At 44.2% G+C, this 25,277-nt stretch carries 28 protein-coding genes; 13 read left to right on the top strand and 15 right to left on the bottom strand.

The genetic code is table 11. The annotated features are described in order from the left end of the window. Window positions 1-78: 78 nt before the first annotated feature. Window positions 79-555: a YHS domain-containing (seleno)protein gene (locus AB4493_RS04655; protein WP_372102596.1), complete on the top strand. Its 477-nt coding sequence runs from the start codon at window positions 79-81 to the stop codon at window positions 553-555. Here AB4493_RS04655 and AB4493_RS04660 read toward each other — a convergent pair. Next, window positions 552-674, bottom strand: coding sequence for a hypothetical protein (locus AB4493_RS04660; protein ID WP_017061529.1), 123 nt, complete (start codon window positions 672-674; stop codon window positions 552-554). The genes AB4493_RS04655 and AB4493_RS04660 overlap by 4 nt on opposite strands. A 49-nt stretch (window positions 675-723) precedes the next feature. Between AB4493_RS04660 and AB4493_RS04665 the strand changes: the two genes are divergently transcribed. Continuing rightward, the gene (locus AB4493_RS04665; RefSeq protein ID WP_017061528.1) at window positions 724-1,359 is read left to right on the top strand and encodes an START domain-containing protein; all 636 of its coding nucleotides are present in this window, start codon (window positions 724-726) and stop codon (window positions 1,357-1,359) included. 42 nt (window positions 1,360-1,401) lie between these two features. Here AB4493_RS04665 and AB4493_RS04670 read toward each other — a convergent pair whose 3' ends face one another. The 4 genes from AB4493_RS04670 to AB4493_RS04685 form a co-directional block, all read right to left on the bottom strand. After that, window positions 1,402-1,926: a DNA mismatch repair protein gene (locus AB4493_RS04670; protein WP_372154582.1), complete on the bottom strand. Its 525-nt coding sequence runs from the start codon at window positions 1,924-1,926 to the stop codon at window positions 1,402-1,404. An 8-nt stretch (window positions 1,927-1,934) separates the two neighbouring features. After that, a complete protein-coding gene (locus AB4493_RS04675) occupies window positions 1,935-2,321 on the bottom strand; it encodes an MAPEG family protein (protein ID WP_017061526.1) in 387 nt (128 codons plus the stop codon). A 626-nt stretch (window positions 2,322-2,947) separates the two neighbouring features. After that, window positions 2,948-3,415 (bottom strand): YjiG family protein, encoded by a 468-nt coding sequence (locus AB4493_RS04680; RefSeq protein WP_102393339.1) that lies wholly within the window; start codon window positions 3,413-3,415, stop codon window positions 2,948-2,950. Further along, window positions 3,415-4,152, bottom strand: a complete 738-nt coding sequence (locus AB4493_RS04685; protein ID WP_048610036.1) for a nucleoside recognition domain-containing protein — start codon at window positions 4,150-4,152, stop codon at window positions 3,415-3,417. Before AB4493_RS04685 ends, AB4493_RS04680 begins: the two co-directional genes overlap by 1 nt. 526 nt (window positions 4,153-4,678) lie before the next feature. Here AB4493_RS04685 and AB4493_RS04690 point away from each other — a divergent pair. Both AB4493_RS04690 and nhaD read left to right on the top strand, forming a co-directional pair. Next, on the top strand, window positions 4,679-4,855 hold the full coding sequence (locus AB4493_RS04690) for a hypothetical protein (protein WP_017061524.1): 177 nt from the start codon (window positions 4,679-4,681) through the stop codon (window positions 4,853-4,855). A gap of 282 nt (window positions 4,856-5,137) precedes the next feature. Beyond that, window positions 5,138-6,577 carry a sodium:proton antiporter NhaD gene (gene nhaD, locus AB4493_RS04695; protein WP_372154583.1) on the top strand — a complete coding sequence of 480 codons (1,440 nt, stop codon included), beginning with the start codon at window positions 5,138-5,140 and terminating at the stop codon, window positions 6,575-6,577. A 14-nt stretch (window positions 6,578-6,591) separates the two neighbouring features. On the opposite strand, the gene AB4493_RS04700 is transcribed toward nhaD, so the two are convergent. The 3 genes from AB4493_RS04700 to AB4493_RS04710 form a co-directional block, all read right to left on the bottom strand. Further along, window positions 6,592-6,978, bottom strand: coding sequence for a hypothetical protein (locus tag AB4493_RS04700; RefSeq protein ID WP_017061522.1), 387 nt, complete (start codon window positions 6,976-6,978; stop codon window positions 6,592-6,594). Between the two features lie 171 nt (window positions 6,979-7,149). Beyond that, window positions 7,150-7,632, bottom strand: coding sequence for a methylated-DNA--[protein]-cysteine S-methyltransferase (locus AB4493_RS04705; protein ID WP_372154584.1), 483 nt, complete (start codon window positions 7,630-7,632; stop codon window positions 7,150-7,152). Between the two features lie 25 nt (window positions 7,633-7,657). Then, window positions 7,658-9,034 carry an AlkA N-terminal domain-containing protein gene (locus AB4493_RS04710; RefSeq protein WP_372154585.1) on the bottom strand — a complete coding sequence of 459 codons (1,377 nt, stop codon included), beginning with the start codon at window positions 9,032-9,034 and terminating at the stop codon, window positions 7,658-7,660. A 236-nt stretch (window positions 9,035-9,270) separates the two neighbouring features. Between AB4493_RS04710 and AB4493_RS04715 the strand changes: the two genes are divergently transcribed. Then, window positions 9,271-9,474: a hypothetical protein gene (locus tag AB4493_RS04715; protein WP_017061519.1), complete on the top strand. Its 204-nt coding sequence runs from the start codon at window positions 9,271-9,273 to the stop codon at window positions 9,472-9,474. Window positions 9,475-9,657: 183 nt separating this feature from the next. Here the strand turns inward: AB4493_RS04715 and AB4493_RS04720 are convergent, their stop codons facing one another. Continuing rightward, entirely contained in the window at window positions 9,658-10,548 is an 891-nt protein-coding gene (locus AB4493_RS04720) for a LysR family transcriptional regulator (RefSeq protein WP_017061518.1), read from the bottom strand. 154 nt (window positions 10,549-10,702) lie between these two features. Between AB4493_RS04720 and AB4493_RS04725 the strand changes: the two genes are divergently transcribed. Further along, window positions 10,703-11,056, top strand: a complete 354-nt coding sequence (locus tag AB4493_RS04725) for a DUF413 domain-containing protein (RefSeq protein ID WP_017061517.1) — start codon at window positions 10,703-10,705, stop codon at window positions 11,054-11,056. Between the two features lie 606 nt (window positions 11,057-11,662). Further along, window positions 11,663-12,463: a glucosamine-6-phosphate deaminase gene (gene nagB, locus AB4493_RS04730; protein WP_017057618.1), complete on the top strand. Its 801-nt coding sequence runs from the start codon at window positions 11,663-11,665 to the stop codon at window positions 12,461-12,463. A 264-nt stretch (window positions 12,464-12,727) separates the two neighbouring features. On the opposite strand, the gene AB4493_RS04735 is transcribed toward nagB, so the two are convergent. The 3 genes from AB4493_RS04735 to AB4493_RS04745 form a co-directional block, all read right to left on the bottom strand. Further along, window positions 12,728-13,264, bottom strand: a complete 537-nt coding sequence (locus AB4493_RS04735; protein ID WP_193835446.1) for an MltR family transcriptional regulator — start codon at window positions 13,262-13,264, stop codon at window positions 12,728-12,730. A 50-nt stretch (window positions 13,265-13,314) separates the two neighbouring features. Further along, window positions 13,315-14,463: a mannitol-1-phosphate 5-dehydrogenase gene (locus AB4493_RS04740; RefSeq protein WP_017077054.1), complete on the bottom strand. Its 1,149-nt coding sequence runs from the start codon at window positions 14,461-14,463 to the stop codon at window positions 13,315-13,317. A 182-nt stretch (window positions 14,464-14,645) separates the two neighbouring features. Then, window positions 14,646-16,538 carry a PTS mannitol transporter subunit IICBA gene (locus AB4493_RS04745; protein WP_017061513.1) on the bottom strand — a complete coding sequence of 631 codons (1,893 nt, stop codon included), beginning with the start codon at window positions 16,536-16,538 and terminating at the stop codon, window positions 14,646-14,648. Between the two features lie 570 nt (window positions 16,539-17,108). On the opposite strand from AB4493_RS04745, the gene AB4493_RS04750 reads away from it, so the two are divergent. Together AB4493_RS04750 and AB4493_RS04755 are read left to right on the top strand one after the other, a co-directional pair. Further along, window positions 17,109-17,975, top strand: coding sequence for a glycerol kinase (locus AB4493_RS04750; RefSeq protein ID WP_372154586.1), 867 nt, complete (start codon window positions 17,109-17,111; stop codon window positions 17,973-17,975). 291 nt (window positions 17,976-18,266) lie between these two features. Further along, window positions 18,267-18,923: an NAD(P)H-dependent oxidoreductase gene (locus AB4493_RS04755; protein ID WP_017061511.1), complete on the top strand. Its 657-nt coding sequence runs from the start codon at window positions 18,267-18,269 to the stop codon at window positions 18,921-18,923. Window positions 18,924-19,360: 437 nt separating this feature from the next. Here the strand turns inward: AB4493_RS04755 and gltS are convergent, their stop codons facing one another. Together gltS and AB4493_RS04765 are read right to left on the bottom strand one after the other, a co-directional pair. Further along, a complete protein-coding gene (gene gltS, locus AB4493_RS04760) occupies window positions 19,361-20,587 on the bottom strand; it encodes a sodium/glutamate symporter (RefSeq protein WP_017060972.1) in 1,227 nt (408 codons plus the stop codon). A gap of 315 nt (window positions 20,588-20,902) precedes the next feature. Next, complete coding sequence (locus AB4493_RS04765; RefSeq protein ID WP_017060971.1) at window positions 20,903-21,259, bottom strand: YibL family ribosome-associated protein; 357 nt, start codon at window positions 21,257-21,259, stop codon at window positions 20,903-20,905. Between the two features lie 326 nt (window positions 21,260-21,585). Here AB4493_RS04765 and AB4493_RS04770 point away from each other — a divergent pair, with 326 nt between their 5' ends. Continuing rightward, window positions 21,586-22,383, top strand: coding sequence for a DUF4344 domain-containing metallopeptidase (locus AB4493_RS04770; RefSeq protein WP_017060970.1), 798 nt, complete (start codon window positions 21,586-21,588; stop codon window positions 22,381-22,383). Between the two features lie 127 nt (window positions 22,384-22,510). Here the strand turns inward: AB4493_RS04770 and AB4493_RS04775 are convergent, their stop codons facing one another. Continuing rightward, complete coding sequence (locus AB4493_RS04775) at window positions 22,511-22,897, bottom strand: tautomerase family protein (RefSeq protein WP_017072356.1); 387 nt, start codon at window positions 22,895-22,897, stop codon at window positions 22,511-22,513. A gap of 252 nt (window positions 22,898-23,149) precedes the next feature. Between AB4493_RS04775 and AB4493_RS04780 the strand changes: the two genes are divergently transcribed. From AB4493_RS04780 to AB4493_RS04790, 3 genes are all read left to right on the top strand, one after another. Then, window positions 23,150-23,770, top strand: a complete 621-nt coding sequence (locus AB4493_RS04780) for an LON peptidase substrate-binding domain-containing protein (protein WP_017065084.1) — start codon at window positions 23,150-23,152, stop codon at window positions 23,768-23,770. Between the two features lie 110 nt (window positions 23,771-23,880). Next, window positions 23,881-24,528, top strand: coding sequence for a sigma-70 family RNA polymerase sigma factor (locus AB4493_RS04785; protein ID WP_017060967.1), 648 nt, complete (start codon window positions 23,881-23,883; stop codon window positions 24,526-24,528). Further along, window positions 24,521-25,201: a ChrR family anti-sigma-E factor gene (locus AB4493_RS04790; RefSeq protein WP_017060966.1), complete on the top strand. Its 681-nt coding sequence runs from the start codon at window positions 24,521-24,523 to the stop codon at window positions 25,199-25,201. The genes AB4493_RS04785 and AB4493_RS04790 overlap by 8 nt, the downstream gene beginning before the upstream one ends. Window positions 25,202-25,277 lie beyond the last annotated feature (76 nt).

Raw genomic sequence — 25,277 nt, forward strand, 5'->3', positions numbered from 1 at the left:
TCTTTTGTCCCTCTATAGACCGGACGAGTGGGCTAAATTATTTCAAACAAGATAACCAACACTGACAAGGAACTTGATATGTCACACATGAAATCGACCAGTCAAAAAATCACTCTAATGGCCGCGTTACTAGGCACCAGCTTTTCGTTAATGGCAGCAGACCTTGATATGAGTGTCGACAGCAATAACCTCGCAATTAAAGGCTATGATCCTGTCGCTTACTTTGCCAATGAAGGTCCAGTAAAAGGCACATCTGAGTTCACAGCGACCTATAACAATGCGATCTATAACTTTGCGAGCAGTGAAAACAGAGATGAATTTCGAGCCAATCCAGAAGCCTATGCCCCTCAATATGGCGGTTACTGCGCGTTTGGAGTAGCCATGGGTAAGAAGTTTGAAACCGACCCTCTCGCTTGGAAGGTGGAAGATGGAAAGTTGTATCTGAACTTAGACAAATCGGTTCAGAAACGCTGGCTGGAGAATACACAAGAGTTCATCCAAGACGCCAACAGCAACTGGACAACCATCAAAACCGTAGAAGCCTATAAGCTCTAGCCTACAGCGCTTATCCATTGCCCAAGAATAAAACGGAAGCGACCGAACGCTTCCGTTTTCATTGGGATTTTCCCCAAAGAGGCCAACCCAAAGCGATTGGCAACACCTACTAAGTCCATTTCTATTCTATACTCCTAGCAGATAAGCTTTTCTTTTTATGGAAGAATAATGACATTACCTAAGATTTTGGTACTCGGCCTGTGCGCCCTATCGACACTGACTTATGCCAACCCATGGCAGTTCGTCAAAAGTGAAGATGGCATCATGATTGATAAAAGGCCACACAGCGAAGGCTTGGTCGAAATACGAGCACAGATGCAAACGCCCACCACTTACTCCGGTTTTTTACTGTTATTGGAAGACAGTGAGAACGTGCCAAACTGGATAGATAATGTATCGCAAAGCCGTGTGTTGATGCAGATATCTGAAGATGAAAACATCGTCTATACCCAATTCAAAGCACCGTGGCCTGCCAGAGATCGAGACATGGTGACCTACTCAAAATACAGCATCGAGGGTGGGCAGTTTGTTTTGTCGATAAAGGATGCGTCGAACTATTTGGCGAAAGAGTCGGGGTACATTCGAATCTACGATGTGGACGCACTTTGGACACTGCAACCGCTGACTAATGGCAATACCTACATCACCTACACCGCGTATGCGAACGCAGGGGGCATCTTGCCAAATTGGTTGATGAACAAGTTATCGATAGGCAGTGCACTGAGCACGTTTAAGGGGCTAAAAGAACAGTTACCAAAGTACCAAGGCCAACAGCACCCTAACCTGCCAAATGAGTCTCGCTAACGATACAAGTCGATAAGTAAATGGAGGCATTAAGGTTAAAGATTAAGGTCTTCTAGCGAGGTCGCGAGCTAAGATAAGCGCCAAGCCAAATACTTGAAGAAACAGGGCGATGTTCTTATAGAAAGCCATTTTCTCATCAAGCCTTTGGATTAACTCAACCAAGGTCAGGTTATCCAAATAGTAATCATCGATTCGAGTTCGTTGCGCTTCTTGTGCACTGTTTATCAGCATCATCAGTTTCGGTAAGTGAGCCAAAGAGATACTTGGCACTTCGCTACTCACCCAACGCCTAAGTTGCCCACGCAGTGCTTCGTCGAGAACCGTGGTCGGCTGCACCGTTTCTAGTTTATCAAGGTGAATCAAAATCGCTTCACGCTTGCGCTCTAGGGTTTCAATCGTATTCCAAGCAAGCTGTATTGAGTACACATTACCGTATTTGCGATCGTTGTACTCCGCTTTCTCAGCTTCAATTTTATCGAGCACCAAGCTCGACATGACAATCGCCATGATGTTGAGTATCAAGCCTGTGAGGACAATCGCCCAAGCAGGAGGAAGACGCAACGCCATAATGCTCCCTAGAACATTTTATCAAAAGGTAGGTAAGCTAAGTTTAGGACAATCAAAGAGATCATGCAGATAAGCGTTAACACCATACCCACTTTTCGACCTTTGAAGTTCTTCGCTAAGATCCCTTTCGCATGAATCACACGCCCCAGAATAAACGCCACACCAATGACATGAATCAGCCACACACCGGCGCCATTCATCTCTAACAATCCCATCAAAATAACGGTGATTGGGATGTAATCCATAGCATTACTTTGTGCCGAACGTGCTATCTGTAACGACTCGACACCGCCATCAGCATGAGCAACAAGATTGATTCGCCTTTGCTTGATCACCTCTATTGCTAACCAAATCATTACGATCGTCAGCAAGGCTGCGTAAAGTGCTGTAACCATCATATTTCCCTATTATTTTGTGTTTACTCAGTGTTCTTTGTTATCTGTTCGACAACACCCGCCGAGATAAAATGAAAATCGCACCCGAGTACTTGTAAGAGATCTCTCACACCGAACGTAAGAGATCACAATCAAGCTTCGCAGAAAATTCCTAAAATACAAACCCAAGCCCTTGTTTTGTATGAATCCACGCATATTTCTTTCGATCAGTGGGTACATTTATTTCTTAGGGTGGATTGTGAGCAAAGCCTCTGCAGTGTTTAATACACATGTCGACAGGGAGTTGGCAGGAACAGGAAAAAGCCTAACGGATTAGGTATCTTCAGGATGAAGATTTGATGGCTTAGGATGAGTTATCAGCAAGGAAGTTATGCTCTAGGATAGAGTCGCTTATCAGGATGATGAGTTTGCAAGGACACCGCTAGGACGGCGATGAATTGGATAGGTTAAAGGATTTAGCCACGTCAAGGAACGATGCAGGGAGCACCAGTTACCTATTGAAAGATAAGTAACGCGCAGTAGCAGGATGGCTACGAAAAGAATAGACCCCGTTTGGTGAAAGCCAAACGGGGTTTCCTTTTTTGTAACGTCTGAAAGCTGTTCGCAGCTAACCGTTCAAAGTCACGTTACAAAATAATGTTCATCAAGAACATTGCACCTAACGCATTCAATACCGAAATCGCGATCATCACCGGGATGTAGCGACCTTCAGTACCAATTGGTCCCATAATACGGCCCATGTATTGCACCTGAGAGCCCATCAAGTAGATAGCTGGCGCCAAGATAGCTATATGGTTGCCGTTCAGAATACCTTGGTCAAACAGCGTGATAACCACGCCCACCGCGCCACCCATCGACATCCACGCACCGATCAATACCGCTGCCGCTTCGCCAGGTAAACCAAATACCGCCATAATTGGAGCAAATACACTGCCCATCAAATCCAGCGCACCCGTTATCTGCAATGCCTTGATGATCACAAACGCCATCAGAACATTCGGTACCGTAGAGGTAGTCGCAATAACCCAGCCTTTCTTAGCACCTTCAACGAAAATATCAGTAACCATTGGTTTCTTTGCTTTAACTTCGCTCATTATGCTACTTCCTCTTCCAGTTTTTGTTCTTTGTCTGATTTTGGTTTGTCTTCTTTGCCTTCAGTAATGTTGAGGTAAATACGGAACAGATTCGCGCCGACAAACTTAAAGATAAACATCACAGCGACAGCCAAACCAATTGACGATGTCACCGCTAAAGAGCCGTCCATCGCGGTTAGAGTGAACAGCACCGCACCTGAAGAGAAAAAGTTAACGATCGCCGCACCCGCCGTAAACTGGAACATGGTGAACACATCGGTTTCACGCTTAGTCAGATGTCCTTCGTCTTTCAGCTGACGTGTCATCGCTGCGCCAGCATCGGTACTTTGCAAAGAAGCGATCAGTGCCAAGCCTGAGTTACCCGGAATACCCATCAGAGGGCGAAGCAGAGGTGTCAGTAGTTTACGAGCCGCATCCAGTGCACCGTAGTGCTCAAGTACGTTGATCATACCCAGTGCAAACATCACGGTCGGAATAAGTGTCAAAGCAAAAATGAAACCGTCGCGAGCACCACTACCGCCTTTACCACGCAGTGACGTCGTTGCCGCTTGAATACCATCGGCCGTTTCACTCACATCGTAAGCGACCTTACCGAATGAACCGTTGAGCGTTGTAAAATCGAACACTCCATACCATTCATTGGACTGCATTAAGCCTGAAAAGAACACAATCGCGAACGCGAGTGCGATATAGCTGCCGATCGTGACTTTACGATCGGTTTTGGTTGGATTAGTCATAAGGACCTCTATACATCTCGCTTATATGGAACAGAACACGTATAGATAGTGCAAACTAATGTTCGAAAGGTTAATGACCAAAATCAAATAGCGTATCGGTTTAAATAAAAAAAACACCGCAACATATAAAACTGTGATTTAGATTTATAAGCAGAACCATACACTAAGTAAATTAGAATATTTAACATACAAAACTAAACAAATATTGCTTCAACAGCGCAACCAAAAACGCACACAATCACCACACAAGTCTGGCTTCTAGTGAGAAGTTTTTACCTAGTGCGATCTCTGATAATGCTGTAAGAGATCTCTTACATTGTTTTTCTGGTCAATTTTAATTCGATTATAATACAGAGACTTAAAAAGTGATTTTGCTTCCAGAACGCAACCGTTTTCCCTTAGTTGATTGAGTTTTGAGCCAAGCGCAAACAGTGAGCCATTTTATAAAGAATTTGAGCTTAATTCGAAATTTCAGCCCTCAGAGGTGCTATAGACTTCGCGCAGCCAATATAGAAGGAGAACGGTGATGACTATGGAAATGAGAACGCTTAAATATCAAGTAATGGGCAAAGGCATGTGGATCACTGCAACAGTATCTCGCGTAGTAGCGGACAAACTTGCGCTTGAATACCAATCCTATGGCTGGCCTGTTGAAGTATGTGCAGCAGAACAAACACTGACGTTTGATCTCAATGCTGCATAATGTTGGCAATTTCGAATAAGCTCTATCGGCACTGAGTCCGGTAGGGCTTTTTCTTTGGTCTTTGGTCTTTAGTCTTTAGTCTTTAGTCTTTAGTCTTTAGTCTTTAACTTAAGTGTGGAAGACAGTAATTTTGAGTATGTCAGACCGTATTTCGTTCACATCACAGTCTATTCCTTTCACTATAATCTATTGAATTATTAAGATATCTATCACACCCCACATGCTTATTTAGGTCTACGCTTTTACCCGTGTTAATAACTTATTAACTTCGGAGCGTAATCCATGTTAGGTATCCAGCTTTCTGCTGTTCTCTCTTTGTTACTCTTTTCTTCGGTAGCAGGTGCTGCCACTTCTCAGTTGGGAGAACCACTCAAGCTCACCAACTCATTCGCTGGCTACCTATCCCTGACCATTTTCGTTGTCGCCTACATCGTGGTGATGATGGAAGAGTACCTAAAGCTCCGAAAATCTAAGCCAGTGTTACTTGCAGCAGGACTGATCTGGATAATCATTGGTTTTATCTACCAAGAACACAACCTTGTTGAAGTCGCTAAGCAAGCACTCGAACACAACTTACTGGAATACGCTGAGCTGTTACTTTTCCTACTCGTCGCCATGACCTACATCAGCGCCATGGAAGAGAGAAGACTGTTTGATGCGCTGCAAGCGTGGATGGTGGGCAAAGGCTTTAATTTCCGCTCTCTGTTCTGGCTAACCGGTATTCTGGCCTTCTTTATCTCACCGATCGCCGACAACCTCACCACAGCTCTATTGATGTGCGCCGTGGTTCTGAAAGTCGCAGGCTCTAACCCTAAATTCGTTAACCTAGCCTGTGTGAATATCGTGATAGCCGCTAACGCTGGCGGCGCGTTCAGCCCATTCGGTGACATCACAACGTTGATGGTGTGGCAGGCTGGTTATGTGAGCTTCAGTGAATTCATTCCCTTATTTATTCCTTCAGTGATGAATTACCTCGTCCCTGCAATGATCATGTCTTACTTTGTTCCCACAACCCAACCCGACACGGTGCATCAGCACGTTGAGTTAAAACGCGGTGCAAGACGCATCGTGTTGTTGTTCATCATGACCATCGGCACTGCGGTTGCTTTCCATGCCGTACTCCACTTCCCTCCAGTAATGGGCATGATGATGGGGCTGGCGTATCTACAGTTCTTTGGTTATTTCTTGCGTAAGACCTTACCAAATTCACTGGCGAAGAAAAAAGCGGTGGCGATTGCCAACAATGATGAGGGGGCATTGAAGCGACTCGGTTCAGTCGTGCCCTTTGATGTATTCCGAAGAGTGTCCCATGCCGAATGGGACACTCTGCTGTTCTTCTACGGCGTGGTAATGTGTGTCGGTGGCTTGAGTCTACTGGGATACTTGGAGCTTGCCTCTGGCGTGATGTATAGCCAATGGGATCCAATTTGGGCCAACATCATGGTGGGGATCTTATCTGCGATTGTCGATAACATTCCGGTGATGTTTGCCGTGTTATCGATGGAACCTCAAATGTCGATGGGTAACTGGCTACTGATCACCTTAACCGCAGGCGTTGGCGGCAGCTTGTTATCTATTGGTAGTGCGGCAGGTGTGGCGTTAATGGGCGCGGCGCATGGCAAATACACCTTCTTTGGCCACTTGAAATGGATGCCAGTGATCATGATTGGCTATGCCGTCAGTATCGCTGCACACCTATGGCTTAATGGCGATCTTTTCTAATTCGGAGATCTTTTCTAGTTCGAACTGTCTTTCACAGGCTTATCTACAAGTGTCCAGACGTTACTCAATTGTATCGCTGGACATTGGTTGCAAGTTAGCATCTCGCCCTTCTGTTGAATGCGCATCACTAGTCTAGAGTCAGTTCGGCTGCTTCCAGAATTGAATTCAATGGTGATCAAGTCATCATCAACACGATAGGTTCGAGTCACGGAATTATCCGTTGTTTGATAAGTCACTTGCCCGGATTCAAAAAGTAGATAACTGTCATTATCTGCGTTCTCATACATACCTTTGAACAGAGCAAGCTGTGGAACCTCGAAAGGTCGGCTGGTATCAGTTAAACAACCTGTCAGCAATAATGCAGAGCTGCAGCCAGATATTAGTAAGGGGAATCTATTCATTTGGGCATCCTTGCCTAGAGAACATAGTCAAAGAATATGCAACCAAATCGATATTTCCCAGAAAGCGTTGATTTTAATGCAAAGTCATATTTTAAGAACCACTCGCCTTCACCATTAAGTAGTACGAGATATTCAGCCAGCATCTCGACAGGCTCATGGCTAAATCGCTTGCTAGTCTTGCTCTCTTCCCTCTATCACCAATAAGTGCTGTTTACGTTCTACGCCACCTGCATAACCCGTCAGTTTGCCGTTTTTACCAATCACACGGTGACACGGCACAATCACTGAAACCGGATTTTTGCCATTCGCCAAACCCACAGCACGAACGGCTTTCGGATTGCCTATCGCATCGGCCAGTTGTCCATAGCTCCAAGTCTCTCCATAAGGAATGGTCGTCAGCGCCTGCCAAACCGACTGCTGAAATGGCGTGCCCTTGGCTGCAATCGGCACAGAAAACTGAATAGCTTCGCCCGAGAAATAGCGATTAAGCTGCTCGATAGCCAATGCAAAGATCGGAAAGCTATCATCTTGAACACCCAACGGTTCCGGCTTGGTGGTATGTGTCTCGAACCAAAGGCCGAGCAAGCCTTCATCGTTCGCCTGTAACGTCACGGTTCCCAATGGGCTCTCATAGTAAGTAAAACGGTTGTCCATGATATCTCCTAGCTTAGTATTCCGATTAAGACTGATTCCAACAGTGGAACGTGGCGTAACTACCCCAAGGCGAAACACTCTCCGTGTTGATGGCGGGGCGATGCTCAATAAACTTCTTCACCACCAAGTCACCAACCAACAGATGATTAGGTTCGCTTAACCCGCGAAGCAGTGCATATTGAATAGTCCAAGGCCCAATCCCTTTTAGCTCAATCCATTTGGAAGGATGCTCAGCTTCATTGTCGACCATGTATTCGGCAAAACGCTTTAGGGTCTCTTTGCGGCTTCCCGGCATTCTCAAGAAGCTAACATCAGCGTCCGCTATCTGTTTTGGTGTTGGGAAGCTGGCTTTCTCATGTTCATCAGAAAGCTCTTTGACCAATAAGTTAAGCTGACCAATCGCCGCGGTTACCGAAACTTGCTGTCCTAGAATCGCTCTCACGCCTGCCTCCCAAGCACTCCACACGCCAGGAATACGGATACCACTCTTAGCCACCAAGTTAGGATCGATAGTCGTAAAGAACGTCTCAACCTTGGCAATATCGACATCAAGATCAAACATACGGCGGATATTCGCAATCAAGCTTCTTAATTGGCTTATATCATCCAACTCGAATTCAATATCCAAGCGGTTATCTTTGGCTAAAGTCGCCTTGAACCAACCCTTTGACCCGTTCACATTTACCGTGCGCTTATAATAATTTTCGCCAACGCCTTCTAAGCCCTCAATCATTCTTCGTCGATAAAACCTCAACAAGTGGTTCCAATCTAAGGGTCCATGAAAACCAAGCTGAATATGATTACTCTGAGTGTCACTTGGCTTCGCTCGCCTAATTTGGCTTGGCGAAAGCTGCAGCTCTTTTTGAAAGGCATCATTAAAACGGCGCGTACTATTGAAGCCACTAGCAAAGCCGACATCAGTAATGCTCATGCTACTGGTGTGCAGCAACTGCTTGGCAAACATCAATTGACTGTACAGACTATATTGCTTGGGTGACACGCCGATGTAATTGTCGAATAAGGTTCGTAAATAACGATCTGAAATACCTAACCGCGTTGCAAGGTCGACGATAGATCCTGAATTCAGAGCGCCATTATCAATCAACTGCATCGCACGTAAGAAAGTGGTTTCGACGCCCTTCCAAGCCGGCGAAAAAGGTGCGCTGTCTGGTCGACAACGTAAACAAGGACGATATCCCGCTTTCAATGCTTGAGCTTGATGGGAAAAATATTCGACGTTTTCTTCTTTGGGTGGTGTGGCTGGGCAAATCGGGCGACAAAAAATTCCTGTCGTTTTCACCGCTGTAAAAAACATCCCATCAAAGCGAGCATCTCGTGCATATCGAGCCAAATGGCACTGCTCACTGGTTAAGCTGCTGTTGTGATTGATCTTTTTCGACATGCCGTACTCTTCCCACTTACCATAGCGTTTGATCCGATACCTAAAAGTTTACCGTGAACCACCATTGTCGCTAGCCACTTTCGGAAGCGAAGGTCAGATAAATCACAAAAAAGGGTTTTAATTTTATTCAATTCGACTAAATTTAACCTAGAGAGGACATTCTTCTCACAACGTCAACGATCGGTACTTAGCACGCCAAGATGCAGAGACCTATCGAATATAAAAAGGAAAAGGCTATGGTTCTACACACATGTCGTATTGTTTTATCAAATCAACAGGTTCTCACCAGTCAATCAGTCGAGCAGTCTCTAAGCTTTCTTGAAGACAAAGCGGACAACGGGATTTCTATGATCGAGATTGACGCAACGGATGGCAATCAAATCCATTCGTACATGTCACACTCTCTTGAAGAGTCTATTGAGAATCTAATGAACCTATAGGGCTTTTAATAAAGGCTACACATACCAGGCTTAAACGATATTTATGGAATTAGAAACGATCTCTAGTTCCGAAAAGAAGTACATTTCTGGTTTAAAACAAAAATGGCTCCCAACTATACAATTAGTTGGGAGCCATTTTTTATTGAATCTAATCAGCAAAGCCACTGCTTACCGCGAATGCCGTTACTCAGGTGCTTGTTCAGCGGCTTGCTGCAATGTGTAAGCCGTCGATGGGTCAATCTCATTAACCAACTTCTCAACCTGCATGATCGCATCAACCGAGGTACTGCTTTTACGGTAGCTCAGATAAATTGGGAGATACCAGTCTTCAACCCCTTTCACCTTGTGCAGCTGACCCGAATCGATAAAAGGTTCGACTAGAGACACCGGAAGATACGCACTGCCGCCTTTCTCTAAAATGAAGTCGAGGGCGATACGGGCTGTAGAGGTACGTAGGTACGGTGCTGGCACTTTAGGGTGACGTTCTGCGTGTTCAGAACCAAAGCGCGTTCCCCAATCCACATAAACATACTTATGTTGAAATACAGATTCCAGATCATCTTGCTGCGTTGATACCAACACCAAAACCAAGTCAGCGACTTTTTTACAGTTCAGCTCTTCTGCTTTGATCTGATCGAACGCGAAAGCCATATCTAAGGTTCGTTCTAACAAATTACGGTTCAGTTGCTCGCGCCCCATCACCTCTGCCATAAAGCCGTAACCACCAAAAGAGTCGGTTACCACACTTAAACAGTTTTGCAGATACGCATCCCAAATATTCGGCGTGCCGCCCAGCGTTAACTGCAAGGCTTTACCACTCTCTAACGACAGCTCAAATTTGGCTTGTTGTAGGGTGGACACCATCACTTCGGCATAACCAATCAAACGTTCACCGGAAGATGTGAGTTTGATGTTATTGCGGTCACGAATGAAGAGCTGAGTATCAAAATAGCCTTCAAGCTGTTTGATCCGCGCACTCACCGCCGCTTGTGTTAAATACAAGTTTTCAGCTGCACGCCCAAAATGGCGCACCCTTGCAACCTCAAGAAAGGTTCTAAATACTTTCACATCCATCAAATACATCTCTGTAATAAATCTGCTAACTAGCCGATCTAGGATTGTTTATCGTAAAGGCAAAAACATTTTGTTTCCTATTTTAGCCTTTTAACAATATTTTCGCGTGAGCAATAAACACTAATTTCTATCTAACCACATTACTGAGGCTGATATGTCTGAGACCGAATTCCGACACGGAAAAAAACGTTTTTATGACACCATTAAATTCCCGAGAGGGTTCGCTAAGTCGGGTGATTTTACTCTTTCAGAAGAGGAAATCCTAACCTTGTTTGGTGACACTATGCTTGCACTTGAAACTGGTGAACTAGCACCAATCAATGCAGAAGAAAAACACTTCATTAAAGTGTTGTCTCACCCTCATAAGGCAAAGTCCAAGTTAGAGCGTGTTTGGTTGAAGTACATTCAACTGGCTCGTGGACGCCGTCGCTTTCACACCCTAAACGGCTGCAAACGCGGCGACGTATCTAGGGAAGAATACGAAAGTGAGTTAGTGTTAGAAGATTAGTAAAATCGCTCAAAGTGATACCTCATCACTTTGGGCTTTTTTTTGCCTTCAAACACACATCTTCTTTGTAATTGGTAAGTTTAGCCAACCTATCCATTTTTACCAATATTTATATACAATTCATAGCGATAGCGTGACTAAAACACAGCTCTCGTTCAATCTTATGGGTATTCATCCCACTGAGATTCATCGTTCTTCATCCTGCCCCTGTCTTTTATCACGATAGCGCTCCATTGCCATCATTATTTTTCTAGTTTCAACTATACGCTCAACGCTTGTTTATACTCGAAACACGTTAATGCACCAAAATTCGTCAATGGTTCGAGCGATGCCATTATTGCAATAATCGTATCAAGGCATAGAAACACACCAACCCTTTCAGGTGCTGAATTAGATCAACATTGCTGTATATGACAAACGTATTAATCTTGTTTAACGCCACCAAATATCCATACAATAATTGTGCAATTTTGAGAGTTCCAGTCACAGTTACGACGAAAAAAGCAAAAACTTGACCTAAAACAATAGCGGAACTGGATAACTTATTTTATAATGCGAATTAATGTTTCAGAACACTATAAAATTTTATTTCTAGGGGCAAAATCAATGAGACTTATTCCATTAAGCAACAAAGCTAAAGTAGGTAAATGGGCTGCTCGTCATATCGCAGATTCAATCAACAAGTTCGCTCCAACGGCTGAGCGTCCATTTGTACTAGGTCTTCCTACTGGTAGCACACCTCTAACTACTTACGCTGAGCTAATTGAACTTTACAAAGCTGGCGAAGTTAGCTTCAAGCACGTTGTAACATTCAACATGGATGAGTACGTTGGCATCGACCCTAACCACCCAGAGTCTTACCGCACATTCATGCACGAGAACTTCTTCAACCACGTTGATATCCAAGCAGAAAACATCAACCTGCTAGACGGCAAAGCTGAAGATATCGATGCTCACTGTGCAGCATACGAAGAGAAAATCCGTTCATACGGCAAAATCAACCTGTTCATGGGCGGCGTAGGCATCGACGGTCACATCGCATTCAACGAACCAGGTTCTTCTCTATCTTCACGCACTCGTATCAAAACGTTGACTGAAGACACTCGTATCGCGAACTCTCGTTTCTTCGATGGCGACATCAACCAAGTTCCTAAATACGCACTAACTATCGGTGTTGCGACTCTTCTAGATGCAGAAGAAGTGATGATCCTTTCTCTAGGCCACAACAAAGCTCAAGCGCTTCAAATGGCTATCGAAGGTTCTGTAAACCACATGTGGACTGTTACAGCTCTACAGATGCACCGTAAAGCTATCATCGTTGCTGATGAGCCAGCTCAACAAGAGCTAAAAGTTAAGACTCTACGCTACTTCCAAGAGCTAGAAGCTGAGAACATCCAAGACCTATAATCGATTGTCTTGAATAGAAAGCCGTTTTTAATAGAAAAGCGTCTTGAATAGAAAAAGCCACTGAGTGTGGCTTTTTTTGTATCTGCTACTTTTGTATTTGATAAGCGGGGGGAAAGTGTCGAGAGTTTTTGATAGACACAAAAACAACAAAGCGATTTCTCCAACGAGAGAAACCGCCATCATTTTAAGCTTTGGATTGAAACGAACGAACAGCTACAAGATATGTAGGATGTGAAACAAGATAAGCAGGACTGCAAACTAGAACTAAGAACTCAGTGCGTTATCTCGGCATAAGGTCGTGATAATGTCAGTGATAGCCAAAACGATCGTCGACTTCACTTTCTGATTGTGTCGACCCAAGAACATTTGAAGCATTGGGCCCGACATGGTTTCCACCATCTCCGAGTCATATTCGATAGGCATTATGCGTTGAATCGCCTGCACCTTGTTGAGCTCAAATATCACGTCGACTTCTGTGAAGCTGGTGTCTTCACCTTGTATTTTCGCCCACTCTTTCAAGGTAACGAAAATCTCTAAATCATCGTAGAGCTCTTTACTGATCACACCAAGCCCTAATAGCAGCTTAGCGCGGATCATAATCTCGCCTAACGGCCCGCCACTGTTGAGAAGTGGTTCAACAACAAATTTAATTGCCGTGTCGTCTTTCTTGAAAATGTTTTTTAATACGGCATCTACCGTGTCGTCCAATGCATCGTAAGCCGCCATTAGACAGGCGCTAGCGCTCTCAGCTTCAGATAGGGCTTCGAGTAATTCAGTTTCGTGGCTAGTTTGTATTGGCATAACGGCTCGACAATAAGAAAGTGCCACTGGTGTGGCACTTTGATGGTTTATCATTTCAATGCTAGATAAGCTTCTTCCGCTAGTTTAACAACTTCTGAGTCACTATTCAGCTCAGAATAATGCGCTAATGTCTCAGCAAACCCTTTTTCTGCGAACATTGCTTGAAGTTCAACCGCTTGTGGGTCGTCTTCATTCTTGTAATGGAACGCAGCTGCGATTGCTTTTACTAAGTGAACATTCGGTAGGCCGTACTCTAATGTGCCATTCAGAGGCTTAACTAGGCGGTCTTGTGGGCTCAGTTTACGAATTGGCTGACGACCAACACGGTCTACTTCATCACGTAGGAACGGGTTAGCAAAACGACCAAGAATCTTTTGGATGTAGGCAGCGTGAGCTTCTGGATCAAAGCCGTAACGCTTAATTAGAACCGCACCACTCTCTTCCATCGTTGCTGTTACTTCAGCTCGGATTACGTCATCTTCGATAGAGTCTTTGATTGTCTCATGACCCGCAAGTACACCAAGGTATGCCGTTACCAAGTGACCCGTATTTAGCGTGAACAGTTTACGCTCAACGAAAGCCATTAGGTTGTCAGTGCATTCCATACCTGGGATGTTTGGAATCTCACCCTTAAATTGTGTTTGATCTACGATCCACTCGCTGAACGTTTCAACGGTTACGGCTAGAGGATCTGTTTCGCCCGCTTCTGCCGGTGGAACAATACGGTCGACCGCTGAATCTACAAAGCCAATGTGCTCTTCAGTAAAGGCTTTCATTTCATCAGAAAGGTGCTCTAACACTGCTGCTTTTAATTGGCTAGTACCGCGAACCATATTCTCTGCCGCAATAATGTTCATTGGTGCCGTGTTGTTTGCTGCTGCACGCTTTTCAATGCCTTGAGCGATAGATTTAGAGATGATTTTAAGAACAGTAGGGCCAACGGCTGTCGTCACAAGATCAGACTCAGCGATGCAATCTACTACAGCGCTTGTCGCTGAGTTTACTGCTGTCACGTTCTTAACCACTTCTACAACACACTCTTCGCCAACAATCTTAACTGGGTATTCTTGGCGTTCAATTAACGCATTTACAACCGTTTCATTTACGTCAGCAAACGTAACCTTCATACCTGCATCAGAAAGAAGCTTACCAATGAAACCACGACCGATATTACCTGCACCAAAATGTAACGCTTTCATAATTTTGACCTTATAAATATTTGAATCTAGATAGCTAACGGCTCAACAACATGCCTTGACGACGTGCCCTAGGCATTAAGCAGTAAGCTATTCAGACTGAATCTTGTAAGAAAGATTAAGACCGAAATGAGGCCAGTAGGGGGATACTGGCCTCCTTCACTCAGGAGCTTGACTAGAGCTTTTTAGTTTCCGTTGAGAATACGTAGAACATCAGCAGGGTTTGTTGTGTTCTGTAAGCATTCCACAGCTTCTTCATCATCGAGTGAATTGGTAATAGCCATCAGCACCATGTTGTGCTCATCGCCTTGTGCGGCAATACCGATAACCATCTTCGCGATATCATCTTCATCTTCGCCCCACTGAATACCTTCAGGGTACTGACAGAAAACAATGCCGGTTTTTTGTACATATTGTTTCGCTTCGATTGTGCCGTGTGGTACAGCGATAGACTCACCTAGGTAAGTAGACACAAGCTCTTCACGAGCAAACATGCCATCTACATATTCTGGTGATACGTTGCCAAGTTTTACTAATTGTTCGCCAGCAAACTTGATTGCGTCTTCTTTTTGAGTCGCTTTAAGGCCAAGGAAGATGCTGTCGTCAGTGAGTGCAAGCTTGTTGCCTTCTTGTGCTGGAGCTGCTGCAGGCGCCGGAGCTTCTACTTTCGCTTCACCACTTTGAGCGTCGACAAGTTCAGCAACTAGTTGGTCGTATACGCCGCCGTCTAGGAAGTTGCTTAGAGACATATGCATCGCACCTGGCACAGTGCTACGAGCACGGTCTGTTAGGTCTTTATGCGTAATAACGATTTGCGAATCAGCCGGTAGGTTGTTGATTGCGTAGTTGGTCACTTCAATGTCTAGGCCAGCTGTTGCTACTTTCTTACGTAGTAGACCTGCACCCATTGCACTTGAACCCATACCCGCATCACACGCTACATAAACTGCTTTTACATCCGCTAGGTTTACGTTTGCTTCTGATGCTGCACCTTTAGAAGACGCTTTCATGTCTTTCATTTGTGCAGAAGCTTTCTCTAGTGAATCTTCCTCATCATCTTGCGCTGATGTTTTAAGAAGGATTGACGCTACAACAAACGATACTGCCGTTGCTGCGATAACCGATAGAATCACGCCGATGTAAGAGCCTTTTGGCGTCATCAGTAAGACTGCGAAGATAGAACCTGGAGATGCTGGAGAGATAAGGCCAGAATCGAACACTACGTTAGTGAATACACCCGCCATACCACCTGCGATTACCGCAAGAATTAGACGTGGGTTCATTAGAACGTAAGGGAAGTAAATTTCGTGGATACCACCTAGGAAGTGGATGATAGATGCACCAGCAGCAGATTGCTTCGCGCTACCTTTACCAAACACCATGTAAGCAAGTAGAAGACCAAAACCAGGACCTGGGTTTGCTTCGATTAAGAAGAAGATTGAACGACCAATCTCTTCAGATTGCTGGATACCTAGTGGAGAGAAGATACCGTGGTTGATTGCGTTATTTAGGAATAGAATTTTCGCAGGTTCAACAAAAATAGATGCTAGAGGTAATGCACCTGCTTCTACCATTGCGTTTACGCCAGCAGCAAGTCCGCCAGATAGAATCTTAACCGCAGGACCAATCACGATGAACGCGATGATCGCACAGATCATGCCGATGATACCCGCAGAGAAGTTATTCACTAGCATTTCGAAACCACTCTTCACTTTACCGTGAACAGCTTCATCGAATTTCTTAATTGCGATACCACCTAGTGGACCCACAATCATTGCACCCATGAACATTGGGATATCAGTACCAACGATAACACCCATTGTCGTGATGGCACCTACTACCGCACCGCGGTCACCACCAACCATTTTACCACCGGTGTAACCAATCAATAGTGGCAATAGGTATGTAATCATAGGGCCAACCATTGATGCTAACGTTTCGTTAGGCCACCAACCGGTTGGGATGAATAGTGCAGTAATGAAACCCCACGCAATAAATGCGCCGATGTTTGGCATTACCATATTGGATAAGAAACGACCAAAGTTTTGAACCTTAATCTTTGCTTCTGGTGATAACATAGGTAGAACCCCGTAATGTATTGGTTGGTCAAATGACCGAAAGTGTGTACTCAAAAGTCGATTAAAATGTATCACAACATTTCCAAAATGCACCTTAGCCCAACTTTCGTGACAACCATCACACACGAAAAACACTTTAGGGTTAACAAGAGCACTTTAGATCACAAAAACACCATGAATTTAAATTACAAAGCCAAATTAATGAGAATAAATATCATCAACTCAAGATCTAGATCACACTTTATTTTGTAATACTTAAAAATAAATAGTGATCAAAATCACACTTAATAAAATATAGCATCTAAGATCTATATAAACCGTATAAAAGAACATCGTGTCACGTATAGAAAATATGCATCCAGATGAGCAGAATCGCTAATCATGTAATTTAATTACAGAAAGAGCTACATTTCCCACAAAATCAAAATCAGACATGACTTTCTACTAAAAACATAGACCAGTGAGCAGCAGTTGGCATTAGTAGATGTGATATGGTACTCGCCTGTGCTATCACATCATGTATCTCACTAAAACCCATCAGCGGATCACTCTGCTATTTGAGAAAAGACTATGTCAGACAAAATTTCCACATCCGCACTCGCTAAACAAAAAGGCATAGAAGCTAAAACTTTATTTAGCGATCTAAAAACAGCGGGTTATATCGTGCGCTCACAAGAGCGCTGGGTTCTTACAGAACGAGGAGAAAGCTTTGGTGGGGAATATGTCGAACATAAGAAGTTCGGTGTCTTTATTGTCTGGCCAGAGAAACTTCTTATCGATTTGGATTCATTCTCAGGAAAAACACTCACCGCCACCCAGCTTGGCAGTGCCTTTCAACTCAGCGCAAAGAAAATCAACTTACTGCTCAACGAGCTTGGTTGGATAACAAAAGAAGAAGACGGTTGGCATGTCACCTCTACAGGCTTAAAAGCCGGAGGTGAACAAAGAGAAGACAAAGCGACTCAAAACTTATTCGTGGTATGGCACGACTCATTGGTTCGCAATAAACGTTTAAAGCAGTCTGTTGTTGAATTCCTAGGGCATGATGCTGAAAGCCACTCGACCGATGTGTCATTCTCCAGTTTTCGTCAGAAATTTGAGGCGAAGCACCGAAGCTTAGACGGGCATTATGTTCGATCAAAGGGAGAGCTGATCATTGATAACTGGCTTTATATGGCAGGAGTGGTCCATGCGTACGAGCGTCCGCTTCCGATATCAAAAGAAGTGATCAGCGATTTTTATCTACCAAGTGGCAAAGTATACATCCAGTTCTGGGGAACTGATTCTGCGCCAATCGCCGAAAATAAACGTGAAGCGACGAGAAAAATCTATGAAGAGCATGGTTTTGGTTTAATCGAAATCACGCCAGAAGATATCCCCAACCTAGACAGCGTACTTCCGCCATTATTGCGCCAATATGGTATCAAAGCGTACTAAGCTACTGAATCTAGAGATTCCACCTCCATTAAGATCACACTTATTGAATTATTATGGACATTATTAACCATAGTGATTTGATATGTTCGCTATTTTTCCCGAGTCATTCTTCTATTATCTTACACCCATCGACTTGAGCTACCGCAGATACTCGATTTATTGGGGCATGTTCGATAACTATTTAGACGTTCAATCTATTGAGATTCGTTTAAATTGGTTATCCGTTTATTGTTGACGTAACTGAACATAAAACCCTACAACATTTATTATTGATAGATATTAGGATTCAACATGACTCATCCAATCATTACTGATCTAAACACTCGTTACACAGCTAAAAAATACGATGCAGAAAAACGCATCTCTGCGGAAGACATGGAAGTAATCAAAGAAGCACTTCGCTTGTCAGCTTCTTCTATCAACTCTCAGCCTTGGAAATTCATCATCATTGAGAGTGACGCAGCAAAACAACGCTTCCACAATACTTTCGAAAACATGTTCCAGTTTAACCAACCACATGCGAAAGAAGCGTCACACACGATCCTGTTTGCTCACGATCCTAAGTACACTAAAGAGAAATTCGCGAAGCGTGCTGATACAGAAGTAAGCTCTGGTCACTTACCAGCTGAAATGTACGAGCAATTCTTAGGTGCTTACGCATTCGCAGAAATGAACACAGACGAAACAGGTTTCAACGGTAACTGGACTAAGTCTCAAGTTTACATCGCACTAGGTAACACACTGCACACACTAGCTCGTCTAGGTATCGCTTCAACACCTATGGAAGGTGTAGATGCAGCTATGATCAGCGAAGAGTTTGCTGACGAACTAGAAGGTCACGTTGTTGATGTAGCGCTAGCTATCGGCTACCACAAAGACGGCGAAGACTACAACTACGGCAAACCAAAAGCGCGCCTAGCTCTTGATGAAGTCGTTACAACACTTTAGGGCGTGTTGACCTTTCGTGGTTAAATTTTGTTCGGATGGGGACGCCTAGTCAAAAGCGTTTTAATCGCGGCGAGGGAGAAGTAGCCTAGTCATTCTAAGCAAACCTCCCTCAACAAAGAGTAAAACGCTTTTTGCGGTGGCGCCCAGCCCGAACCCTTCGGGCAGCGTTTGCTGGTCATTTCTACTGCGTTATCGGCTTCTCATGTAGGCTAGCTACACATCGATGCCTCTGCCTTGTATAAATACCCAGCAACTCACTGCAAAAATCAGCTCGAAAGATCAACACGCCCTAGTTATTGATGTGACAGAGCCCTAACCGCAGGGGTATCAGGCAAGAAAACCTCGATAAACAAGAACAAAAAAAGCCAGTCAACAGACTGGCTTTCTTGTATTCATCTTAGTGCGATAAGCACATTGCGTTTAAGTAAAGGCGAACATTAACCGATAAACGAGATGTAACCCTGAAGGATAATCAGGTTAACGATATCGATAAAGAAGGCACCAACAATTGGCACCACCATGAACGCCTGTGGTGAAGGACCAAAACGGTTCACCAAAGAGCCCATGTTCATTACCGCTGTTGGTGTTGCACCTAGGCCGAAACCACAGTGACCACCTGCCATAACCGCTGCGTCGTAGTTAGAACCCATTACTTTGAACGTCACAAAGTAAGAGAAGATACCTAACACAACCGCCTGAACCGCCAGGATAACCAAGAACGGAATCGCAAGGTCAAATATGTTCCAAAGCTTAAGGCTCATTAGCGCCATTGCTAGGAACAGTGACAATGACACCGTACCAAGAATATCGACCGTTTCGCTGTCAGTCTTATGCAGCTTAGTCACTTCAAACACGTTAGTGATGAACACACCGATAAACAACGCGTAAACGAAGTCAGGAATCATCAACCAAGAAATTTCAAAAGTCGCCACCCACTGCTCTAGGTACTTCGCACCCGTGATACAGATAAGAAGGATGAACAACACTTCAATCACCTTCTTCGCCGTCACTTTGTCTTCTTCATACTCGTTGTAAGTAACAAGTTCAGGGAAGCGTTCATGTGTTTGCGTGCCAGTGCCGTACTCAGATTCAAGCTGGTTTTTATCAATCAGCTTTTGCGCCACTGGGCTACCGATAATACCACCGATGATCAAACCAAAGGTCGCTGAAGCCATCGCGATTTCTAGCGTATTTGCAATGCCAAACGTGTCTGCAAAAGTTTGAGACCAAGCCGCGCCTGTGCCGTGACCGCCCGAAAGGGTGATAGAGCCAGCAATCAAACCCATCAAGGGTTCAAGGCCTAGTGCCGTAGCTAAGGTTACGCCTACACCGTTTTGGATAATGATGTAAACCGACGCTACCCCTAAGAATAGGAATACCTTAGCACCACCTTTTATCAGCTGCGTGTAGTTCGCCGCAAGACCGACCGTTGCAAAGAACATCAACATAAACGTGTTCTGCAGGGGCAAGGAAAACTCAAGATCAAGGCCGTTAAAGTGCAGGGCTGTAATAGCAAAAGCGACAATCAAGCCGCCGACAATGGGCTCTGGAATGTTGTACTTTTTGAGAATCGGAAGCTTTGCATTGACGAAATGACCTAGAAACAAAACACTAATCGCGATTAGGAAGGATTCTAGTGGTCCAATTGAAATTAATTGATTCATATAACCTCTATTTTTTTACGTTCTCATCTTCCCTAATGAGTCTAGTTTTATCTGTAATTATTTGTGCTGCTCTACCTATATTTATACAAACTGGAGAGAAAGTGTGGATTCGAAAAGCGAACACATTACTGCGATCGCTTAGTACCATGTTAGTAGCACGTTAACTTTTATAGGAGATAAAAGGATTTGTGACAACAATCACCTCCTAAAAGTTGAAAACGGCGTGAGTATCTATGCCGCTGACTCTGCTTTCTTAATACCTAAAAAAGCAAAAGGAGCTATTTCTAGCTCCTCTTTCATCACCATCGCTGGTAATTAGAATTTTTTCGGTGCGTAACCAGTCATAACCTCAATGCGAAGTTCTTTACCGATCTTCGTCATTGGGTGAACAATTACGAGTCCTTTAACAGACTTTTTAAGTTTACCCATATCCGCTTGCTCAGCCTTAGTGATCTCACGGCTAAATGGCATATCAACCAGAGACTTACGCTCTTGGTTCACATCATAGCTTTCTTTGTGTTTAAGCTGGGCAATTTTCTTAGTTAGCTTCTTAATCTCTTCCTCGAACTGACGAACAACAGGACGATCATTACGAGTTTTAGCAGCATCTAACTTGTGGCGACACTTGTCTAGACGGTTGTTAATTTGTTGAAGTTCGTTTTTAACACTCATAATAATTTCCTAAGATTAAACAAGCCAATTCGGATTGGGGCGCGGAGTATAGCACAAGGGTTGTGTTGAACCGAAATTTATCTGTTAATTACCAATAGAAACGAATCACATCGACACCGCTCATTCAGCTTACTTATTCTTTGTGGCGAATCTCTAAGCGGATTATTCATTGATAGGATAGCGCCTACTTCAAAAATTGCAGTCCTCGATGCATCAAAATTCCGTCTAAACTTATACTCTAACGCAATAACTAAATCAGGGTACACAGCTTGGAGTTGTTACCCCCAGCACGACTCTGAATCGCAACGTAATCACAAGGATAGCCGATGACATTATTGAAACGAACATTGACCTGCAGCCTAGCCCTGAGTGCAATGTTTGCCACAACTTATGCATCTAGTGAACAAGCCACCCAAAGTAACCTAATCGTCGAGTACTCTACACCGCAAAATACCGAAGAAGAGCAGCTCAAACGAGAGATTCAAAGCAGTGGCGTTAATGACACCGTGGTCGACCTATCAAACCAACTCTTCATGTTTGAGAAGCCATTAACCATTCAATATGGCGGGGAAGAAGGACCACTCTACGATCCACAAACCCATCAAGTACTGATCCCTTACAGTTTTTACGCTGAGTCACTCAATTACTTTGAGAAGAACCAATACGAAAAAGAGTATGGGAAATCTGCGCAAACCGGCGCTATTGATACCTTGCTGCACACCCTGCTACACGAGACTGGGCATGCGTATATCGAAGATCAGAACATTGCCATATTGGGTAAAGAAGAAGATGCGGTTGATAACCTAGCAACCGTGCTACTGCTTAACTACGTAGAGCATGGGGCCGACGCTGCTATCAGCGCTGCAGACATGTTCGCTTTCGAGTCAGAAGACCGCCCAGAGTATTACGACTTGGGGGAATACATCGACGAGCACAGTTTCGACCTGCAGCGTTACTTCTCCACGTTATGCTTGGTGTATGGCAGCGATCCCGATGCCTATAAGAACTTGCTCGATGAAGTGGAAAACGACTATTTGAAAGACAGAAAAGAGTTCTGCGTTGAGCACTTTGACGTGATCAATGAAAATTGGCATCAGTATTTAAAAAAGAGTGACGATGCTTAGATGCTTAAAGGTTAGTGTCGAGAACTAGGAAAACGGCTTTGGCATCAAATTCCAAAGCCGTCACTCGATAGATTGGCTTAAGTCTTACGTGTTAAGAGTTAAGAGTTAAGAGTTAAGAGCTTAAACCCTAGACGTTCACTTTGTACTTCAGATCTTGAGCTTCATCGCCGGTCATCCCTCGAAATCCCCAGCAATGCGATGGCTGTTCCTTAATGGAAATTTCAATATCAATTGGAGAGATAGCTAACTGCTTCTCTATCTCAGAAAATATCTTCTTAATTAAGCGCTTTTTGGTGTTTACCGCTCGACCTTCCATCATATTTATCTCAATGACGGTATAGGCTTCTGTTCTTCCTTCCGGGTAAAAGAAGTCATCTCGTTCCAATGGCACAAACCGATGTGCTCGCTTGTCATCGGGTAAACCCATTTCACTGTTCAAGCACTGCTGCAACACATTAGAGAGCTGCAACTTAATTGGATTTAAGCACTCTTTGATACCATAAATAACAATCATGACCATTCCTTTGATGCGATGTTAGGTATAGAAGAACGTCAGATAGAAGCATCGTCTGGCAACTACCCATTCGCTTACTATTTGTACATATATTACATAATGACGCGTATGAAAAAAGGTAAAAACAGTGAATTTATGAACAGGTGCAACAAAATACCTATCCCTTTACGAACATAAGCCGAAGCGAATTGATCGAACACCACCCTCCCCGCGTATATCTTCTCAAATCACATCTGAACTAAGGAGTACTATGTGCCGAATTCACCTAGGAAGACCACGCGGACAGACGCCGAACCAGAAACACCCGTAGAGTCTTCTCTGGAGCTCGCTGTGTTTCCCCTCCCCATCTTCCTTTTACCGGGAGGCAGACAAAGACTGCGCATTTTTGAGCCAAAGTATCTCGCGATGGTCGCTCACGCAGCGCAGGGCGATGGTTTCATTATCGCCACTCAAGACAAATCTAACTCTGATCATCTCAGCTCTTGGGGAACAAAGGTGACCATCGTCGACTTCAATATGTCGGACGACCAGATATTAGAAATTGATGTCGAAGGCGAAAAGTTGGTGCAATTGCATGGGTCGTTTCGAGACGATGATGACCTGATTAAAAGTAAGTTCAGCTTGTTGCCTCACTGGCCTACCGATGAATATAAAGTGCCTAACGTGTTTACCGCTTTTTTGGTTCAGTTGTTTCGCGACCACGATTCGATAAGAACACTCTATCCCACTCCTGATTTTGAGAGCCCACAATGGATCTGTGCGCGATTGCTCGAAATGATGCCTATCCCACTGGAAAAGAAAACAGAATTTACTGAGCCAGCCAGTTTTCCGTCTCTAGTTCCTTTTTTGAATCAAATCATTACGGGGCAATAAGCACTTTTCTTCACTATAATTTTGTATAGTAGAAATTAATTTAAATTAAAGTGATCCCGACTTTCTCCTTTCACGTAGTGCCCATCAAATTCGCATGATGGTTAGTTACTATGCAAGTGGAAAGCAGAAGTTCAGGGAACGGCAAGGAGCATGTCATTATTCCCGATAACAAAGTACCTACAGACAACAAAGTACCGACAGAGCTCTCGAGCTGGCTGGTGTTGGTTGGTACAGACCGAGACAAGCAGGCGTTCACCTGTTTGTTCAAGTTCTTCGCTCCTAAGATCAAGCGTTTTGGTATCAGTAAGTTGGGTGGCGAAGCTGCTGCAAACGAGCTAGTTCAAGACACGATGACTAATGTTTGGAAGAAAGCACATCTCTACAATGTAGATAAAGGCGCTGCGACCACTTGGGTCTACACGGTAATGCGTAATGCAGCATTCGACATGTTGCGCAAAGTGAAAGCGAAAGCCGAACAAACGATAGCCGACGATATCTGGCCAATCGATGCGATGGTAGCCGAGTCTCAAAGCGAAGATTTGCCATTCGGAGACCATTTGATGAGCCGACACGTAATGACTCAAATAGAAAAGTTGCCTCTCGCTCAGAAAACCATCGTCAAAGGCGTTTACTTTCAAGAGCTCTCTCAAGAGCAACTCGCTCAGCAACTTGGCGTCCCACTTGGAACAGTGAAATCACGTCTGAGACTCGCTTTAGCCAAATTAAAAGTTCACATGGGGGAACAAGACCATGATTAAACATCACCCAAACGCGGCAATCTTGAAAGACTTCGTCGATGGCACGTTGGCTGATTCAGTTTCTTTGATTGTTTCTAGCCATGTAGAGCTGTGTGAACACTGCCAACAACAAGTCAAGCAGCTTACAGCGGTAGCAGCGAATAATGCTTTTGACGCAGAGCCAGTATTCTCAAATGAAGATCTAGACAGCTTCTCAATGGACGACATGGACTTTGATTTTGACGCGATAGAGCAAATCACAGCTGATACTTCTCAGTCTGTTGAAGTGACTCCAGAGGTTCAGAAAGTAACTGTCGCTGACACGACATTCACAATCCCTCGCGCTCTAAACTCAGTAGCGAGAAAGGACTGGATGAACCTAGGCAAAATTTCACGAGCAAGACTCGATTTTGCTGACGAAGCACACCACACCAGCTTGTTGCACATCGACAAAGATGGACAAGTGCCTTGCCACACCCACAAAGGCTTCGAGATCACGCTTCTTCTAGAGGGCAGTTTCGAAGACGAAATGGGCGTTTACAACAAAGGTGACTTCATCTGGTTGGATGGCAATCACACTCATCAACCGGCAACAAAAGAAGGTTGTGTCTGTTTAACCGTTTCAAGTGATGCGCTTTACTTCACAAAAGGTGTGAGCCAACTATTCAATCCACTTGGAAAATATATCTATTAACCCAGTTGCAGGCTATAAATATACAGGATGGCATAAAGCTATCCTGTATATCGTCAATACATCTGAATAAAAACAA

Source organism: Vibrio sp. 10N.222.55.A1 (assembly GCF_041473835.1).
GTDB lineage: Bacteria > Pseudomonadota > Gammaproteobacteria > Enterobacterales > Vibrionaceae > Vibrio > Vibrio crassostreae_C.